The sequence below is a fragment of the Pseudomonas tehranensis genome, from assembly GCF_014268615.1.
Taxonomy (GTDB): Bacteria; Pseudomonadota; Gammaproteobacteria; order Pseudomonadales; family Pseudomonadaceae; genus Aquipseudomonas; species Aquipseudomonas tehranensis.
This window is the reverse complement of record NZ_JABWQV010000097.1, coordinates 1-17156: the sequence shown is the minus strand read 5'-3', so window position 1 is coordinate 17156 and position 17156 is coordinate 1. Positions and strand designations below refer to the sequence as shown.

At 58.5% G+C, this 17156-nt stretch carries 16 protein-coding genes; 3 read left to right on the top strand and 13 right to left on the bottom strand.

All coding sequences use genetic code 11. The features are described from left to right. Positions 1 to 18: 18 nt before the first annotated feature. From alc to puuE, 3 genes are all read right to left on the bottom strand, one after another. Positions 19 to 1014, bottom strand: coding sequence for an allantoicase (alc, locus tag HU811_RS15475; RefSeq protein WP_092400246.1), 996 nt, complete (start codon positions 1012 to 1014; stop codon positions 19 to 21). A 67-nt stretch (positions 1015 to 1081) separates the two neighbouring features. Next, positions 1082 to 1597 (bottom strand): 2-oxo-4-hydroxy-4-carboxy-5-ureidoimidazoline decarboxylase, encoded by a 516-nt coding sequence (gene uraD / locus HU811_RS15470; protein WP_186656790.1) that lies wholly within the window; start codon positions 1595 to 1597, stop codon positions 1082 to 1084. Then, positions 1594 to 2535, bottom strand: a complete 942-nt coding sequence (gene puuE, locus HU811_RS15465; protein ID WP_186656788.1) for an allantoinase PuuE — start codon at positions 2533 to 2535, stop codon at positions 1594 to 1596. The genes uraD and puuE overlap by 4 nt, the downstream gene beginning before the upstream one ends. A 413-nt stretch (positions 2536 to 2948) precedes the next feature. Here puuE and uraH point away from each other — a divergent pair, with 413 nt between their 5' ends. Further along, entirely contained in the window at positions 2949 to 3302 is a 354-nt protein-coding gene (gene uraH / locus HU811_RS15460; protein WP_092400242.1) for a hydroxyisourate hydrolase, read from the top strand. Between the two features lie 98 nt (positions 3303 to 3400). Here the strand turns inward: uraH and HU811_RS15455 are convergent, their stop codons facing one another. The 5 genes from HU811_RS15455 to HU811_RS15435 all read right to left on the bottom strand — a co-directional run bounded on the left by HU811_RS15455 (position 3401) and on the right by HU811_RS15435 (position 11754). Continuing rightward, a complete protein-coding gene (locus HU811_RS15455; protein ID WP_186656786.1) occupies positions 3401 to 4330 on the bottom strand; it encodes a hypothetical protein in 930 nt (309 codons plus the stop codon). A 743-nt stretch (positions 4331 to 5073) separates the two neighbouring features. Beyond that, positions 5074 to 8790, bottom strand: coding sequence for a calcium-binding protein (locus tag HU811_RS15450; protein WP_186656784.1), 3717 nt, complete (start codon positions 8788 to 8790; stop codon positions 5074 to 5076). 138 nt (positions 8791 to 8928) lie between these two features. Beyond that, positions 8929 to 9558 carry a LysE family translocator gene (locus tag HU811_RS15445; RefSeq protein ID WP_186656782.1) on the bottom strand — a complete coding sequence of 210 codons (630 nt, stop codon included), beginning with the start codon at positions 9556 to 9558 and terminating at the stop codon, positions 8929 to 8931. 63 nt (positions 9559 to 9621) lie between these two features. Continuing rightward, a complete protein-coding gene (locus tag HU811_RS15440; RefSeq protein ID WP_092400236.1) occupies positions 9622 to 10971 on the bottom strand; it encodes an NCS2 family permease in 1350 nt (449 codons plus the stop codon). 342 nt (positions 10972 to 11313) lie between these two features. After that, on the bottom strand, positions 11314 to 11754 hold the full coding sequence (locus tag HU811_RS15435; RefSeq protein WP_186656780.1) for a MarR family transcriptional regulator: 441 nt from the start codon (positions 11752 to 11754) through the stop codon (positions 11314 to 11316). An 81-nt stretch (positions 11755 to 11835) separates the two neighbouring features. Between HU811_RS15435 and HU811_RS15430 the strand changes: the two genes are divergently transcribed. Then, positions 11836 to 13002, top strand: coding sequence for an aminotransferase-like domain-containing protein (locus HU811_RS15430; RefSeq protein WP_186656778.1), 1167 nt, complete (start codon positions 11836 to 11838; stop codon positions 13000 to 13002). Between the two features lie 153 nt (positions 13003 to 13155). Here the strand turns inward: HU811_RS15430 and HU811_RS15425 are convergent, their stop codons facing one another. The 5 genes from HU811_RS15425 to HU811_RS15405 form a co-directional block, all read right to left on the bottom strand. After that, positions 13156 to 13527, bottom strand: a complete 372-nt coding sequence (locus HU811_RS15425; protein WP_092400302.1) for a glutathione S-transferase N-terminal domain-containing protein — start codon at positions 13525 to 13527, stop codon at positions 13156 to 13158. 103 nt (positions 13528 to 13630) lie between these two features. Then, complete coding sequence (gene folE / locus HU811_RS15420) at positions 13631 to 14176, bottom strand: GTP cyclohydrolase I FolE (RefSeq protein WP_072348971.1); 546 nt, start codon at positions 14174 to 14176, stop codon at positions 13631 to 13633. Between the two features lie 77 nt (positions 14177 to 14253). Then, positions 14254 to 14811 carry a Smr/MutS family protein gene (locus HU811_RS15415; RefSeq protein WP_045156639.1) on the bottom strand — a complete coding sequence of 186 codons (558 nt, stop codon included), beginning with the start codon at positions 14809 to 14811 and terminating at the stop codon, positions 14254 to 14256. A 74-nt stretch (positions 14812 to 14885) separates the two neighbouring features. Next, a complete protein-coding gene (locus HU811_RS15410) occupies positions 14886 to 15206 on the bottom strand; it encodes a hypothetical protein (protein ID WP_092400230.1) in 321 nt (106 codons plus the stop codon). 131 nt (positions 15207 to 15337) lie between these two features. After that, positions 15338 to 15928, bottom strand: a complete 591-nt coding sequence (locus tag HU811_RS15405; RefSeq protein WP_047229626.1) for a cysteine hydrolase family protein — start codon at positions 15926 to 15928, stop codon at positions 15338 to 15340. 266 nt (positions 15929 to 16194) lie between these two features. Between HU811_RS15405 and prmB the strand changes: the two genes are divergently transcribed. Then, complete coding sequence (prmB, locus tag HU811_RS15400; RefSeq protein ID WP_092400228.1) at positions 16195 to 17103, top strand: 50S ribosomal protein L3 N(5)-glutamine methyltransferase; 909 nt, start codon at positions 16195 to 16197, stop codon at positions 17101 to 17103. Positions 17104 to 17156 lie beyond the last annotated feature (53 nt).

Genomic DNA, 17156 nt, shown 5'->3' with positions numbered 1-17156 from the left:
TCGCCACAGGTACGGTGTTTACTTCGCGACCTTGCCGAGCACCCGCAGGCGACTCACGCCACCATCCGGGAACACGTTCAGGCGGATGTGGGTGATCGGCCCCAAGGCTTTGATCTGCTCGGCGAAGGTGTGTTCGGCGTGCATTTCCAGCTTCTGGCTGGGCAGTAATTCGCGCCAGAACAGCGACTGGGTTTCGATCTGGCTGTCGGTGCCGCCCTTGACGAACGCGCCCTGGATCGAGCAACTGTCCGGGTAGTTACCCTTGAAGTGCAAGGTGTCGACGATGACTTTCTCGACCTCGCCGGCATGGCCCAGGGCGACGATCACCCAGTCATTACCGGGGGTACGACGACGGGCGGTTTCCCAGCCATCGCCCATGTTCACTCCGCGACCGGGGTTGAGGATGTTGCTCATGCGACCGAAGTGTTCGTCGGAACAGGCCAGGGCGCGACCGCCATTGAGGGCCGCGGCCAGGTCGATCTGTTCATTGTCGCCCACGGCCGACCAGTCGCGGTACGGAATGCCGTAGACCCGCAGCCGGGCCACGCCGCCATCGGGGTAGATGTTGAAGCGCAGGTGGCTGAAGGCCTGGTCATTGCTGATTTCATGGTAGTGGTGGCTGTCGCCTTGCAGTTCTACGGCCGACAGCACTTCAGTCCATTGGGTATGTTCGTCTGGCTCGCCCGAGGCCAGGAAGCAGGCTTCCAGGGACGCCGACGGCGGGTAGTTACCGGTGAAGAATGAAGTGTCGATGTCCACGCCCTTGATCGAACCGGGCACGCCCAGGCGGATCACCGCGCTGTCGTAGCCTTCGAAGCGCTTGCGGCGCGACTCCCAGCCGTCCATCCACTTGCCGTTGTCATCGAACACGCCCTCCTTCCATACGGCCGGTGTCGGCTGGAACAGACGGTTGGCGTCGGCGAACCAGTCATCGGTGACCGAGATGATCTTGGTGCCCAGGCGGGCGTCGGCCAGGTTGACGAACTTCTCGAAGGGTACGGCGTAAGCTTTCATTCTTCTTGTCTGCCTTTAGTAAGTTGGCTGGGGATGCTTGCAGGGGCCTGGGTCTCAGGGCTGCGCGCTAAAGAGTCAGTAATCGGAACAACGCGATCTTGTTGATCTCTGCCAGCGCGCATTTGAACTCGGTATCTGCCGAGTGGTGGATGCGCGTTTCGAACGCCGCGAGGATCTGATGCCGGTTGCTGCCTTTTACCGCCATGATGAAGGGAAACTTGAACTTGGCTTTGTAGGCCTCGTTCAGCTCGGTGAAGCGTTGGAACTCATCGCTCGAGCATTGGTGAATACCGGCGCCAGCCTGTTCGTTGGTGCTGGCCTCGGTCAGTTGGCCCTGAACGGCGGCTTTACCGGCCAGGTCCGGGTGTGCGTTGATCAGTGCCAGTTGGCTGGCATGATCGGCGCACAGCAGGATGTCGCTCATGCGCTGGTGCAGGGTCTCGATCTGGTCGATCGAGGGGTCCTGGCCCAGGTCGAAAGCCTTTTCGGCGACCCATGGCGAATGTTCGTAGATGTCGGCGAAGGCTATGACGAACGCTTCGCGGCTCAAGGTCGAAGGCTTGAGGGTCTGGAATGCGGTCATTTTGAAGCCCCTGATTTCGAAGCGCCCGGATGCGGGTGGGTCTGCTGCCAGTGGCGGGCGATGTCGACGCGACGGCTGAACCAGACCTGCTCATGACCCTTGGCGTATTCAAGAAACCGCTTGAGGGCCGCGAGGCGGGCAGGACGGCCGATCAGGCGGCAGTGCAGGCCAATGGAAAGCATCTTCGGCGCCTCGCTGCCTTCGGCATACAGCACGTCGAAGGCATCCTTGAGGTATTGGAAGAAATCGTCGCCCGTGTTGAAACCCTGGACCTGGGTGAAGCGCATGTCGTTGGTGTCCAGGGTGTACGGAATCACCAGGTGCGGCTTGCCGTTGGGGGTGTTCGGTTCCCAGTAGGGCAGGTCGTCGTCGTAGGTGTCGCTGTCATAGAGAAAACCGCCTTCTTCCATGACCAGCCGGCGGGTGTTGGGGCCTGTGCGGCCGGTGTACCAGCCCAACGGGCGTTCGCCGGTGATTTCGGTGAGGATGCGGATCGCTTCGAGCATGTGCTCGCGTTCCTGGGCTTCATCCATGTATTGATAGTCGATCCAACGATAACCGTGACTGCAGATTTCGTGACCGGCGGCGACCATGGCACGGATCACGTCCGGGTGGCGCTGGGCAGCCATGGCCACCGCGAAGATCGTCAGCGGAATATCGAATTCCTTGAACAGCTTGAGGATCCGCCAGACACCGGCGCGGCTGCCATACTCGTAGAGCGATTCCATGCTCATGTTGCGCTCGCCCTGCAGCGGTTGCGCCGAAACCATTTCCGAGAGAAACGCTTCGGACTCCTTGTCGCCATGCAGCACGTTGCGCTCGCCGCCTTCCTCGTAGTTGAGCACGAAGGACAGGGCGATGCGGGCGTTGCCCGGCCACTGAGGGTGGGGAGGGTTACTGCCGTAACCGATCAGGTCGCGTGGGTAGTCAGCGCTCACTGCAGTTTTCCTTCTTGTTCGAGCCATGTAGGTGGCGCCCTGGGGGATGAGTCACAGGATGGCGTCACAGCGATGGATTGATTGTATACAACTTTATGTGCGCTTTGTAAGCCTGAATTTTTGCATTTTTCATCGCCGTCCCTTGCGGGTCTACACTGCAAGAAACCTGCCCACTTGGTCAGCTAAATCAGGACAATCCATTGTATAGGCTGGTTTGATTGCCGATCGGGTCAGAACCCGCCGCGAATGAGGGAAGGGATAAATTTCTGTTTTTTATTGTGTACAATTTTCGTTTGAAGTGTCTTAATTCGCTCATCGCCGCAGCGTTTCGCGCTCCGAAATGGTGCGGCCTGTCTTTCAACTGATTCAGGAGGCGTCGGGCCGGACTGCTTGCAGCGAGGCGCGCACAATCAATGGGACGTTTGACTACTCACGTTTTGGATGCCGCGCACGGCTGCCCGGGCAGCTCGATCAAGGTCGAGTTGTACCGCGTCGAAGGTGCGCAACTGCAATGGGTCGCCAGCGCGCTGACCAACAGCGACGGCCGTTGCGATGCACCGTTATTGCAAGGGGATGACTACCGTAGCGGCGTCTATCAGATTCAATTCCATGCCGGCGATTACTACCGCACCCGTGGCGTCCAGCTGTCCGAGCCGGCGTTCCTGGATGTGGTGGTGCTGCGCTTCGGCATTTCGGCCGAGCAGGAGCACTACCACGTGCCCCTGCTGATTTCGCCCTACGCTTATTCAACGTATCGAGGCAGCTGATCCCCCAAGTCGTTGCCTTGTCCTGGAAGCGACTGCGCATGTAGCTTCTTTGGTTTTTCGCCCGCTCACACTGCGGGCTTTTTTTTTGAGCCATGTATTTACAGCCTGGCATTGTCATCCCGGATGATAAAAATCGTGTCTGCAACGCCTGGACGAATTTCCGTACCGCCCTTGAGCCAGATGATTTTATTGGCACTGTGGGCATCGTTGACGGCTTTCGCAGCGACTCCGCCGACCTGGGTTTCCAGACGCAGGTCGGCGGTCTTGGGATCCATATACATAGGAAGGGAAATCTTCGGAATTCTGGTGCGGTGCAGGCTCATGAAAAATACATAGTCATGCCCTGTGCGGCGAAATACCAATGCTGGAAAGCTATTGAACGAGTTGGGCTCAATGACGGTGTAGCCATTACGCGTCAGAAGGGCGGCCATAAAGCGTTTGAATTCCACTGGCGAGTACGACGTCAGGTAAAGAAGCCACTGTCGCTGGAACCGCAGGGGATCAAAATCCAATCGATTCAATGTTCCTGTTGAGGAAGGGTGGGGCAGGGCTATCGAGCGGGCAGCGCCTCGGGATGCCGAAGAGGTGGGAAGAATCGGAAGCATCAGTAGTGGATCGGACCATTGCGGATGTGGCGAGAGGGTCGCGTTTTGCCAACTGCTGTAAATCTGCCGGAGTGCAGTCAAACCCGCAGCGTCGGCAAACGGCGAGTCATTGCTCAGTTCAAATTGCTTTCTTGCGATGTTTTCCAGGGTGACCGTGGTGACTTCTGGAAAAAAATCCCGGACGTAAGCGGTCAGTGGTTTTTCAAAGGGTAGTCTGGCGTCAATTTCCCAATGGTTGTCCGGCGGAACTTGTATTGCGCCTCGGGGTTGTTCGTCAGGCACATGCCTGAGGGTGGCTTCGAGCAGGTCAAAATCATAAATGGGATGGGCGGGTGACTGAATGTAGGTGATTGGGGATTCTCGCGCGTCGGTACGTGTCACCACCTTATAGTGAACATTGTCGATGGTAAGCAATTCGGACAATGTGAATCTTGGGTCAACCCCCCAGTTCTTCCTGAATGCCCGTGTAGGCGGGAGATTGGAGTCTGCGTGCTGCGTCACGTCGAGGTGCGCAATTCGACGCCATAGGAGGCTGCCCTCCACTTGTTCCAGGCGTGGTCCAGAGGCAACAAGTTCAGTGCCTGCTCGGGCTCTGTAGTTCTGTTCGGAGTCGCGACCAAGCAGCACCGTCCCACCTTCTTCAAGCTCAACGTAGGTGCGTGTCTTGAACGTGCGGATTCCAGAGGTTGCGTCCGGCTCCGATAACAGCGGGACCAGCTCGGGTGAAAGGGAATAATTGTCCAGCGATACCGACAGGGAGCCATCACGGATAGCTGTCGCGGATGTGATTTCGGATACCTGAATAGTCGGGTGCTGCGATTCAGTTGCATCAAGTTGTCGTCCGGTTGGCGAACCGGATGCCTGATCGGTGTCTGCACCTCTCGTGGGATTGCCGAGTATTGTGTCCAGTGACGTATCGCGACTGGAGTGAGGCGTATCAGGGGACGACTTTGTAAGAGGGGGGCGGGTGTTTCGTCTTGGACTCATTGAAAATGTCTGCTCTTGAGTTTGAATATGAATGATTCATGTAGGTATCAAGCTCATGGCCTGTCGTATAGCCGGAGGCTGACAGGCCCTGGGTTCAAGAATGTTCGTGGAAAACCAGCAGACGGGTGCACTACATATATATGGCGTGTGAAATAAACCGGCGAAGACGTTTTTCAAGGTCAGGTAGGTTCGGGAGACGCCTCAGCCAATGAGAGGAACCAGCTCAATTGCAAGAGCCTTATGCCGAAGACTGCACTCAGCGCTAACGCCCGCGCAAACATCACCGAGTTGTCCAATGTGAAGCTCTCTATCAGCTCCACGCACTTCTCCCGCAACAGACGAAGTGCGTCATCACCCAGGGGGGGCGTCTGATTGAGCCCCTCGCGAGCCAGATCCTGATAGATCTTGAGGGCGTGGTCACACAGGTCTGTTTTTCTCAGATCCGCCGCCTCAATGACTCGGGATTTATCGGTGTCCAGGATCCACCTGCGGGTTCTGAGGTTGTAGCTCAATGTGCCGGGAGACCCATCTTTGACAGCAACGTGAAGCACCTTCAGTTCTTCGGATGTCAGGCTCGACAGTTCGCTGGGCAATGCGGTGTTGGGGTCGGTGAACGGGGCAAAATAGCGGCCATCAAGCGCTTCTACATAAACCCGCTCAAACAGGCTGTCGACAGCATAAACAACGCCTTGTGCAGTGATGACTCGTATCGGGTCGACAAGGTCTTCAGCTTCATAGGCGGGAAGATGGATAGTCGTTCCACCCATTTGAAGCAGGTTGGAGGACAGTTTTATCTCGACTTGACCCAGGCGCGTGGCATCCAACTCCCATAGGGAGGCACGGGGTAACCGAGGATTGGCGCCGGCCAAAGCACCTGGCGTGGACAGGCGCAGTGTCATGTTCGGGCTCAGGTGAACAAGGTAGGTGGAGCCTTCGCCAATCAGGACTTCGATACCCGTCTGTTCTGTGGGCGATGTCAGCATGGCGCAGGTTGCCCAACTGCGCATGTAATAAGGTTTTTTGTCCAAGGGTAGTAGATAGGCGTATTTCTTTTGGGTAGGCGTCAATGGCAATGGAGCGTCTGTTTTCCATTCCACCGGATCTTTACCGATGAATGTTTCGTCCAGCAACAGGCCGTAGTCGGGCGAGGGTTGGACCAGGCGGTAGGACGAGCCGTCGTTCATGGTGAGGATAAAAGTATGATGCGAACCCAGGGTGGAAAATGCACGCCGGCCGGTCTTCGGGTTTTGCGCGCTATAGCGCTCATCGGAACTTGCCAGATTTTTCAATACGACTCGGCGAGCACCAAAGTGTAAGGTCAGGCCACATTCGCCGTATTTGATGCTATCCCCTTCATCTTGTTGCGTGACATGAGCCTTGTAGTAGGCCTCGATACGACTCAGCTCGGCGTTGGCGTAGTCCAGATGAAGGGTGGTGGAAAACTCGCTTTTTTGTTTGACCTTGAGTGTGGTCAGTTCATTGAGATGTGAAACATAGTAGCTGGTGTCTTTGTCATGGCTGATCTGCTGCTCGCTTCGATCGGGCAGGATAGCCGGGTTTCGGGGTGTGCCGGGTTGCACCACGACTGTTTCAATGTCGAGCGGGCTGCGGGATTCGATCGTGTCGGGCAGGTCGGGTACCAAATGGTAACCATCCTGAGTGATGAACGTCAGCCTGTTGTTTTGTAGGGCTCTTGGAAAATCAGAGTCTTCATAGACTTCCCTGATGGTGACTTTGCGAAACGCCCGATCGCTTGCATCAAAGCATGAAGTAATAACCAGATGACCTTCTTCAATTCGCCAGCTTTCAATCAGGTCAGCTCTCCAGTCCAGTGCGATGACGCTGTTGTCCACGCCATCTTCGGTGATGGAAACGTGGCCGGGTTTATGAGCGATGGCATAGATATCCTCGCCAGGTCCGCCGTCTGCGTTACGGTTATTTCCATTGAGAATATAAATTCGGTCGTCTCCCGCGCCGGCTTCGATTGAATCATTGCCGCGGGACTTGATGATGTTTGGGCCGGCTGTCCCTTTGATGATGTTGGCACCACCCTCAGGGATTTCTACGTTTTCAATACTTTCAAGGTCCGCATGGCGATGATGCTTGCTCTGCGTGTCATGACTTGCTTGAGTGATGATGGACACTTGCCCGGCGTCCAGATCGACCTGATAACCCAGGCGTGGCTCGTGGTGACTGCGGCTACGGCCCGATAACACGAGAGTGTCATTGCCCAAGCCACCTGCCAGTTTATTAGCTGAAGTTTCACTGAGGGCCTCTGTCGAGCCCTCGAAGATAAACGCGTCGTCTTTTGTGCCACCGGTGAGTTTTTTATGACCCGCCCCGTAGTGAAAGACGTTCGGCTTGTTTTCGACGCCCTCAACAGTGTCGTTGCCGCCGCCCATGTACCAATAGATAGCTTTATGCTCCGCCGACGCCTCAATGACTGCACCCGGCGTCCCAGCAGTAACCCCTGTGCGTGCATCGACCCGGTCGTCGTTGTCTTTGATCTTCGGACGGACTGTCGTCGCCCGGTACGGGGCACCGGTCCACCAGTTCCAGGTGTTGTAGGGCACCGGTTCGAGTTCCACGGTGAATGTACCGTTTACGATTGCCTCGGTGCTGTCTCTTAGTGGGCCTTTGAGCAAGTGCGAGGCATTGGCCTGCAGCAGCTTTGTATGTTCGGCGGTAGCCTTGGTGATGGTGTAGCGATCCTGGATATCTTTATCAGGTCCCATTGCCCAGAAGGCGAACCAACCGGTGCGCAGACGCTCGTGTACGGTGAATTCTATATAGTCGTCGATTTCATCGACTTGACGAATCGCGCCCCAGATTTGTGAGCCCACCACCAGGATAAGTCCGGCGGCAAGGCCCGCAGGACCGGCTGACCCAAATCCCGCCAGCGCCGCTATGCCAATGGTTAAGGTCATCGCGGCGCTGGTGACGCTCAAGGCTGCGCTGACATAGTGATCGGTGGCTTCTTTGCCAGTGGCGTGGGCGGCCGCTTTGAAAGAATCGACCGCGGCGATGATATCGAAAGGAAGTGTCAGGACGCTGGCAATCAGCCCGCTTCCACGGGCGAGGCGCGTGGCAAAGGTCGTTTTGGCAAAGTCCTCGAGGGAGCGTTGGCCGGCCCTGATCATCTGAGAGGCTTGTCTGGTCACCGCAGCTTCGACACCGATAGAAGCGACTTCGGCGGCCACGCTGGTCCCATTGAAAATGGTCTGGTAGGCGTCCTTGTTACGGATGGCGTCTTGCAGGCCTCGCAGACCGCTATAGATGCCGAAGGCCTGAAGTCCAAGCCCTGTAGGGATGAGGATATTGCTCTTGGTCGTATTTGCCCAACTGAATGCTCTATGGCTAAGCCCTTGTATATCGAGCCTTTGGGCAGAACTCAGGAGTTTTCCCAGGGTTCTTCGATGGCTGGCAGGTTCGGCTTGGGTTTCGGGCGTTTGCCTCAATAATGGGGGCGCGGCGGGTGAGCGCTGGCTCGCCATTTCAAACAGCAACGTGGGCAGCCGATAGTCGTTTGCGTCGGCGGTTAGTTTGAGCCGTGTTTCGATATCGGTTGCGCTGAACTGTAACGAGTTCACGAAAAAACGAGTGGGGCTGCGGAAAAAAGTATTGTCACCGTTCAGTGGCTGCCCATCGGTCGTTGCGCCTAGCGCATCCAAAGCTGAGCGGGTGACAGTCACGGAACCGATGTGTATCGGACCGTAAAGTTTATCCACGATTTCAAGTTGGGCTTGTCTATGCTTGTGCTCCGAACTCAACTGCGTCCCATCGGCAGTCCGGAAATCGAGTGTTTCGATGGCGTGTTTATTTGTACGCACGCCTAAATCGGTAATGACTACGGCATAGTCGTCGGGCACGGAGCCGGGCTGGAAAATCTGGGCCATTGTGAACGTCCTTGTTCAACGATGATTGAGTGGCCCTATATGTAAGATGCTTCCTGGCGGGGTGTATATCGATGGGTTGTTTCTACGTTTTGCGAAAGCCTCGAATAGAAAATGAGGCTGTTTCGCAAAATCAGGGACTCAGTGAGTGGACATCAAAGAGGCCGCGCCTGCACCGCCAAAGAGTCCTGCACTGACGCGATTGAACCAACTCTGGCCTTTACCCGTGCGCAGATACCGCGCCGCGCCGTGGGCACCGAGGCCGTAAGCCAGCTTGCAGAGCAGATCAAGAACGGTCCAGGTGGCGATCATGATCAGCAGTTGCGGCAGGAACGGTTGTTCGGCGCTCAAGAACTGCGGCAGGAAAGCGGCGAAGAACAGAATGTCCTTGGGGTTGCTGGCACCCAGCACGAACGCCCGGCCGAACAGGGCGCGAAAGCGCGGGATGGCTGCGGCCTGGGGCACTTCGGCCCCCTGGGACGGCTGGCGCGATTGCTGCCAGCTCTGCCAGGCCAGATAAAACAAATACAACGCGCCAACCATCTTCAGGGCGCTGAACAGCTGTTCCGACGCCAACAACAGTGCACCGAGCCCCAGCGCCGATGCGCTCAGCAGGCAAATCGAGGCGATCACGCCACCCAGGAACGCTGGATACGAACGGCGCAGGCCATAGTTCAGGCTGTTGCCGATCATCAGCAACGACAGTGGGCCGGGGATGAGGATCACCACCAGAGCGGCGCCGCTGAACAACAGCCAGGTTTCCAGATTCATTGCTTTGCTCCTGATGCAAAAACGCCTCACCCGACGGGGTGAGGCTGATGAATAATCCCGTGCCTACAAGAAGATGAACTTGGCGATGAAGATCGCGCAGAGCACCCACAGACTGACAGAAATTTCCTTGTGTTTACCGGTGCCGGCCTTAAGCACCACATAGGTGATGAAGCCCAGCGCAATACCGTCGGCGACCGAAAAGGTCAGGGGCATCATGATGGCCGTGACGATGGCCGGGATGCTGTCGGTCGCTTCGTCCCATTCGATGTGGGCCATGCCCCCCATCATCAGCATGGCGACATAGATCAAGGCACCCGCGGTAGCGTAGGCGGGGATCATCCCGGCCAGTGGTGCGAAGAACATCGCGGCAATAAATAGCACACCGACCGTCACCGCGGTAAGCCCTGTACGGCCACCCGCCGCGACACCGGCGGCGCTTTCCACATAGCTGGTCACTGGCGGCACGCCGACCATGGCGCCGAACACGCTGGAGGCGCTGTCGGCTTTCAGGGCCTTGGACAGGTTCTCGATCTTGCCATCAGGTTTGACCAGCCCGGCACGCTGGGCAACGCCCATCAGGGTGCCGGCGGTGTCGAACATGTGCACGAACAGGAAGGCCAGCACGACGCTGATCATGCTGACGTTGAATACACCGACCACATCCATCGCCATCCAGGTGGGCGCCAGGCTCGGAGGCGTCGACATGACGCCGTTGTATTGCACCAGTCCCAGGCCCCAGCCGGCCAGGGTCACGGCGATGATGCTGATCAGGATCGCGCCGAACACGCGGTGATAGCTGAGCACGGCGATCATCAGGAAACACACCGCAGCCAACAGCGGACCGGGCTCGTGCAGGGAGCCGAGCTTGATCAGGGTAGCGGGGCTGTCCACGACGATGCCGGCGGTCTTCAGGCCGATCAGTCCGAGGAACAACCCGACTCCCGCGCCCATGGCATAACGCAGGCTCACCGGAATGCTGTTGAGCAGCCATTCACGCACCCGCGACAGGGTCAGGAACATGAACAGCACCCCGGAAATAAACACCGCGCCCAATGCGGTTTCCCAGTTGTAGCCCATGGTGCCGACCACGGTGTAGGTGAAAAACGCGTTCAGGCCCATGCCCGGTGCCAGGCCCACCGGCCAGTTGGCGTACAGGCCCATCAACAGGCAACCCAGGGCGGCGGCGATGCAGGTCGCGACGAATGCGGCGCCGTGATCGATGCCGGCGTCGGCCATGATGTTGGGGTTGACGAAGATGATGTAGGCCATGGTGATGAAGGTCGTCAGACCGGCAATCAGCTCGGTCTTCACCGTGGTGCCATGCAAGCTGAGTTTGAAGATGCGCTCCAGCCAGCCAGTGCGTAGTGGCGGCGAGAGGTCCAGCGTCCGGGCTTCGGGTTTGCGGCTTTCCACAGCGAGTACTCCTCAAGAGTTTTATTGTTATTTCCAGCACGCCCGCCCCCTGAGGGTGGCGGCGTTGCTTTGAGGCAGGTAAGGCTGGCGAGGTTTTTTGACCTGATGGTCAGGAACTCGCACGAAGCGAATTATGCTTTTGTATACAAATAAAGCAAATAATGTTTTCTGTCTTGTCGACGAAAAGTCTGGGGAATAGGGATATATCGACTGTGAGGACGCCATCGCGAGCAGGCTCGCTCCCACAATGGATCCCCATGCGCACAAATTTTGTGAACGACGCCGCTCCCCTGTGGGAATGAGCCTGCTCGCGGTGGCGCCGGTTCTGACGCTACAAATCCCTCAGCTCGCCGAACCCTTGCCCAACCCCAGATTCACCGCCAGCCACCCATTCACCGCCGTGTCTCCAGCCTCGGCAAACACGCGCTCCAGCAATTTCACCTGCTCACGACGCAACGCCTGTTCGAACCGCTCGCCCTCGGTCGTCAGCGCCAGCAGCCGCTTACGTTTGTCGGTTTCGGACGCAACACTGTTCACCAAATGCATTTCCATCAACTGCCGCAACGGCATGTTCAACGCCTGCTTGCTCACGCCGAGCAGGGTCAGCAACTCCTTCACGCTCAAGGATGGATAGCGGGCGATAAAAAAAACGATGCGCTGATGCACCCGGCTCAGCCCGCGACGCTCAAGCATTTCATCGGCCTTGGCGGTAAACGCCTGGTAACCGAAGAAGAACGCTTCCATGGCCATCTGCTGGGAGGTCGGGTTTTTAAGGTCAATCATGTTGACGTATCCACGGAGGTCGGAGTAATTTCGGTCAACTAGTTTGACTCATTCTTCCAGCGACCCGCTACAGGTGACCCCATGGCTTTTTCCGAACGTGTCTCGCGCCTCAAAAGTTCTTTGATTCGAGAAATCCTCGCCGCGGCGCAGCGCCCTGAAGTGATGTCGTTCGCCGGCGGCCTGCCGGCCGAAGCCATGCTGCCGAAAGTCGAATGGGAGGCCATGCCGGTGTCCATGGGCCAATACGGCATGAGCGAAGGTGAACCGGCCTTGCGCGAAGCCCTGGCGGCACAGGCGCGGTCATTGGGCCTGGCGTGTGAGGCCAGTCAGGTGCTGGTGGTCAGCGGCTCTCAGCAAACCCTCGACCTGGCGGCCAAGCTGCACATCGATGTCGGCACCCAAGTCATGCTGGAAGCGCCGACCTACCTGGCTGCGTTGCAGATTTTCCAGCTGTTTGGCGCCGACTGCATCACGGTGCCCCTGGAGGCCGATGGGCCTGATCTGAAACAGTTGCGAACCCGGCTGGAACAGCATCGACCGGCGTTCATCTACCTGATTCCCACCTTCCAGAACCCTTCGGCGGTGCGCTACAGCGAGGCCAAGCGCGACGCGGTGGCGGCGTTGCTGGATGAGTTTGGCGTGACCCTGATTGAAGACGAACCTTATCGTGAGCTGACCTTCGACGGCGCCAGCGCCAAGCCGATTGTCAGTCGCTTGCGCAAGGCCAGCTGGATCTACACCGGCACGGTGTCGAAAACACTGTTGCCCGGGCTACGGGTGGGTTACCTGATCGCCAGCCCGGATCTGTTCCCACACCTGCTGCGGCTCAAGCAGTCGGCGGACTTGCACACCAATCGCATCGGTCAATGGCAGGCATTGCAATGGATCGGCACCGAGCAGTATCGCCATCATTTGAGTGAATTGAGAGATTTCTACCGGGATCGTCGCGACCGGTTCCAGACCGCACTGCACAAGCATTTTGCCGACATCGCGGACTGGAACGTGCCCCAGGGCGGGCTGTTTTTCTGGCTGACCCTCAAACAACCGCTGGACACCCGCACCTTGCTCGACGCCGCTCTGGCTGCCGACGTGGCGTTCATGCCGGGGGAGCCATTCTTCCCCGAACCGGACATGCATCCGGGGCACCTGCGTTTGAACTTCAGCCACATCGACCCGGCGCGGTTGGATGAAGGGCTCAAGCGGTTGGCGGGGGTGGTGCGCCAGGCGTTGGCGGCGAAAGCGGCTTGATATCAAGGGGCTTTGTGATGGCTGTCCGGGCCCCATCGCGAGCAAGCTCGGCTCCCACAGGGGAGGTGGTGAATACAAATCCAGTGTTCACCAAGGCCCACTGTGGGAGCCGAGCTTGCTCGCGATGAGGCCAGTCGTCACACCATAAAACTATCAGACTGCAGCAAACCGCTGATCCAGATACTCAATGATCACCTTGGACTCATACATCCAGGTGGTTTCACCGTTCTCTTCAATACGCAGGCATGGCACTTTGATCTTGCCGCCTTGCTCCAGCAGCGTCTGGCGATCCTGCTCGTTGTTTTTTGCATCCCGCAAGGCCACCGGCACGTTGAGGCGGTGCAGGGTGCGGCGGGTCTTCACGCAGAACGGGCAGGCGTGGAACTGATAGAGCGTCAGGCTGCGGGCGGCCTGATTGACTTGCGCCTGGGCCTCGGCCGGACGTTGCTTCTTGCCGGGGCGGGTGATGAAGTCGATGAAAATGATCAGCTGGCCCAGGCCAACTCGCAGCGCTTTGACGATCACGGTATTAAGCCTCGCGACAGGGAAGAAGAGGGCGCGCAGCTTACCTGATTTTTCACGGGCGAAAAAAAACCGGCGATCAATGCCGGTTTTTTTCATGCAGGGGTTACTTGATCAGGCTGAGGAACTCGCTGCGGGTCGCGGCGTTTTCGCGGAACTCGCCGAGCATCACCGAGGTGATCATCGAAGAGTTCTGCTTTTCCACACCGCGCATCATCATGCACATGTGCTTGGCTTCGATCACCACCGCCACGCCCAGGGCACCGGTCACCTGCTGGACCGCGTCGGCGATCTGGCGGCTGAGGTTTTCCTGGATCTGCAGGCGACGTGCGTACATGTCGACGATGCGTGCGACTTTCGAAAGCCCCAGCACCTTGCCACTCGGAATGTAGGCCACATGGGCCTTGCCGATGAAGGGCAGCAAATGGTGCTCGCACAGCGAGTACAACTCGATGTCCTTGACCAGCACCATTTCGCTGTTGTCGGAGCTGAACAAGGCACCGTTGGTGACTTCTTCGAGGGTCTGTTCGTAACCGCGGCAGAGGTACTGCATGGCCTTGGCAGCGCGCTTGGGCGTGTCGAGCAGGCCCTCGCGGGAAACGTCCTCGCCCAGTTGGCCGAGGATCGCGGAATAATTCTGTTCCAGAGACATGAAACTACCTGTGGGATTTTACGCAAAGGGCAAGGGTACGGTGGCGGACACGGCGCTGCAAGCTCGGCAATCGGGCGCTACTCGTCGCGGCCTTCCATCATGGTGCGCTTGAGCATCACGTACACCGCCCCGGCGCCTCCGTGTTTTGCCTGGCAGGAGGTGAAGCCCAGCACTTGCGGGTGCTGGCGCAGCCAGGTGTTGACGTGGCTCTTGATCATCGGCCGCTTGCCGTCCAGTCGCACGGCCTTGCCGTGGGTGACGCGTACGCAGCGAATCTCGAAGCGGGTGGCTTCGGCCAGGAAGGCCCAGAGGGTTTCCCGGGCCTTTTCCACGGTCATGCCGTGCAGGTCGAGGCTGCCTTCGAAGGGGATCTGGCCAACCTTCAGCTTGCGCATCTGGCTTTCCTGAACGCCGTCGCGAGCCCACATCAGCTCGTCTTCAGGGCCTACGTCGATCACGAACTGGTCGGACAAGCCATCCACCGTGGTGGCATCGGTGCGCACCGTGGCGGCCTGGCGCAGCTTGGCGATTTGTGCGCGATCCGCCTTGGGTTTGCCGGTCTCGGCACGGTCGTGCTTGATCGGTTTAACGCCCTGGATCGCACTTTTGAACAGGGAAAAGTCGTCGTCTTGCATGTCAGCCTCCGCGAAGGCCGGCCAGTTTACCCAACTCCTGCGGGATCCGGCGCGACAAAACGTCGGGCGGCGGGTCAGTCGTGCTTTTTCATCAAGTGAGGAGCCATGGCCAGCTCCAGGGATTGGCGGGCCCGACGGCGGCAAAGACGCCACAGCCAGACGCCCAAAAGCAGTACCAGCAAGCCGATCACCAGAATGATCGTGGAGCCGAGCGCGGTTGCGTTCAACTCGCCCAGGGCGGGCGGGCGACCCAGCAGGCTGGCGGCGCCGGCCATCGCCAGCAGTACACCGAGCGTTGCCAGGAGCGCCGCGAGCGCGGCACCGAAACGCAAGCGCCAGTTGCTCGGGCCTTTGGGCCGCAAGCGACGTGCGTCAAAACCATCGGATAACTTCATTCCGACCTTCCTCAATGGGTATCGGCCCTTCGACCGGAAGATGTTCGGGTTGTTCCTGACACTACGGCAATTGCGGCAAATGAGAGGCTTTTGCGGATAAGCGGCGCAACGGGCCGCTTATCGAAGGGGTGTCAGATGAAATCGCGGGTCAGGGCCAGGGTGGCGAAGTTGTCCGCCATGATAGCCATCTCGGTCTGGTGCACGTGTTCGGCGCTCAGGACTCCGCCCTTGTGCGGCAGATCGCGAGTGGCGCAGGCGTCTTCGACCAGGGTGCAACGAAAGCCCAGGTTCTTGGCGGCACGCACGGTAGTGCTGACGCTGGAATGGCTCATAAAACCGCAAACGATCAGGTCCAGGGGGCCGAGGTCCTCCAGGCGCTTTTTCAACTCGGTGCCGTGAAACGCGCTGGGCAGCAGTTTTTCCACCACGGTTTCGTCGCCCTGGGGTTCCAGGCCGCTAATGAACTCCCCGCGTTCGCCCTGTGGATCGAACAGCCCGCCATGGGTGCCCAGGTGACGCACATGCACGATCGGCCGGCCGGCGGCACGGGCCGCGCCGAGCAATTGCTTGATGTTCGCGACCGCTGCATCCATGCCACTCAACGCCAGGGGGCCGGCGAGGTATTCTTTCTGGGCATCGATGATGATCAGCGTCGCTTGACTCAGATTGGCCGCCGCGTAACCGCGACCGCTGAGTTGAAACATCGTTTTTGGAACGGACATTCTGGGGCTCCTTCGAGTGGGGCTTTTGCGACATTCTCCTCTGGCTGAGCGGTTCTGTGAATCGCTTCCATCGCAAGGGCCGTCGTTGCTGGCCTACAGCCTTGTCAAGATGTCCGTCTTGTTCAATAGTCAGCGCGAAAAACGGATAAATCCTACATCTGCCCCGGTCTTTTTCGTTCGTGTTTGGGGCGTGTTTGAGGCGTGTTTTGGTGGGGGGAGTGTTTGGCTGGTAGACTCGCCAGTCGTTTTTTCTGGAGTTTGCCGCCGTGATCACTTCCCGTCTCCGTACCCTGCGCGACCATATACGGTGGGCCGTCAGCCGTTTCCATGGAGAGGATCTGTTTTTTGGTCATGGCACCGACAATGCGTGGGATGAAGCCCGTCAGTTGGTGTTGGGCGCGTTGCATCTGCCGTGGGAAATTGCCGATAGCTACCTGGACTGCCGTCTCGAAGACGAAGAGCTGGTTCATGTGCAGCGCCTGCTGCGCCGACGCATCGCCGAACGTATCCCGGCGGCCTACCTGCTGGGTGAAGCCTGGTTCTGCGGGATGTCTTTCATCGTCGACGAGCGCGTGCTCATTCCACGCTCGCCCATCGGGGAGCTGATCGAAAACCGCTTTGCGCCCTGGCTGGGACAGGAACCGGCACGGATTCTCGACCTCTGCACCGGTTCCGGCTGCATCGGCATCGCGTGCGCTTTCGAATTCCCGGAGGCGGAGGTGGTGCTGGCCGACCTGTCGTTCGAAGCGTTGGAAGTGGCCAACCAGAACATCGAGCGTCACGGCGTCGACGAGCGCGTATTCACTGTCCAGGGGGATGGTTTCGAGGGATTGCCGGGCCAGCGTTTCGACCTGATTGTGTCGAACCCGCCCTACGTCGATGCCGAAGATTTCGCCGACATGCCCCAGGAGTACCAGCACGAACCGGAGCTGGGCCTGGCCTGTGGCGATGATGGCCTGAACCTGGTACGCCGGATGCTGGCCGAGGCCGCCGACCATCTGACCGAGAAGGGCTTGTTGATTGTCGAGGTCGGTAACAGCCAGGTTCACGTCGAGGCGTTGTACCCGGAAGTCGATTTTGCCTGGCTGGACTTCGAACGTGGCGGGCACGGTGTGTTCATGCTCAGTGCTGAACAGTGCCGTCAGCATCAGGGGTTGTTTGCTTCGCGGGTTTGACCTAGTCGATCTGGCGGAACTGTCCTTGTGGCGAGGGGATTTATCCCCGCTGG

Excerpts from the sequence above, each read along its gene's own strand:
- HU811_RS15415 (WP_045156639.1), bottom strand. The coding sequence starts at position 14,811 with ATGCAAGACGACGACTTTTCCCTGTTCAAAAGTGCGATCCAGGGCGTT.
- HU811_RS15445 (WP_186656782.1), bottom strand. The coding sequence starts at position 9,558 with ATGAATCTGGAAACCTGGCTGTTGTTCAGCGGCGCCGCTCTGGTGGTG.
- alc (WP_092400246.1), bottom strand. The coding sequence starts at position 1,014 with ATGAAAGCTTACGCCGTACCCTTCGAGAAGTTCGTCAACCTGGCCGAC.
- HU811_RS15430 (WP_186656778.1), top strand. The coding sequence starts at position 11,836 with ATGGCTTTTTCCGAACGTGTCTCGCGCCTCAAAAGTTCTTTGATTCGA.
- HU811_RS15405 (WP_047229626.1), bottom strand. The coding sequence starts at position 15,928 with ATGTCCGTTCCAAAAACGATGTTTCAACTCAGCGGTCGCGGTTACGCG.
- HU811_RS15450 (WP_186656784.1), bottom strand. The coding sequence starts at position 8,790 with ATGGCCCAGATTTTCCAGCCCGGCTCCGTGCCCGACGACTATGCCGTA.
- folE (WP_072348971.1), bottom strand. The coding sequence starts at position 14,176 with ATGTCTCTGGAACAGAATTATTCCGCGATCCTCGGCCAACTGGGCGAG.
- uraD (WP_186656790.1), bottom strand. The coding sequence starts at position 1,597 with ATGACCGCATTCCAGACCCTCAAGCCTTCGACCTTGAGCCGCGAAGCG.
- uraH (WP_092400242.1), top strand. The coding sequence starts at position 2,949 with ATGGGACGTTTGACTACTCACGTTTTGGATGCCGCGCACGGCTGCCCG.
- HU811_RS15435 (WP_186656780.1), bottom strand. The coding sequence starts at position 11,754 with ATGATTGACCTTAAAAACCCGACCTCCCAGCAGATGGCCATGGAAGCG.
- HU811_RS15410 (WP_092400230.1), bottom strand. The coding sequence starts at position 15,206 with ATGAAGTTATCCGATGGTTTTGACGCACGTCGCTTGCGGCCCAAAGGC.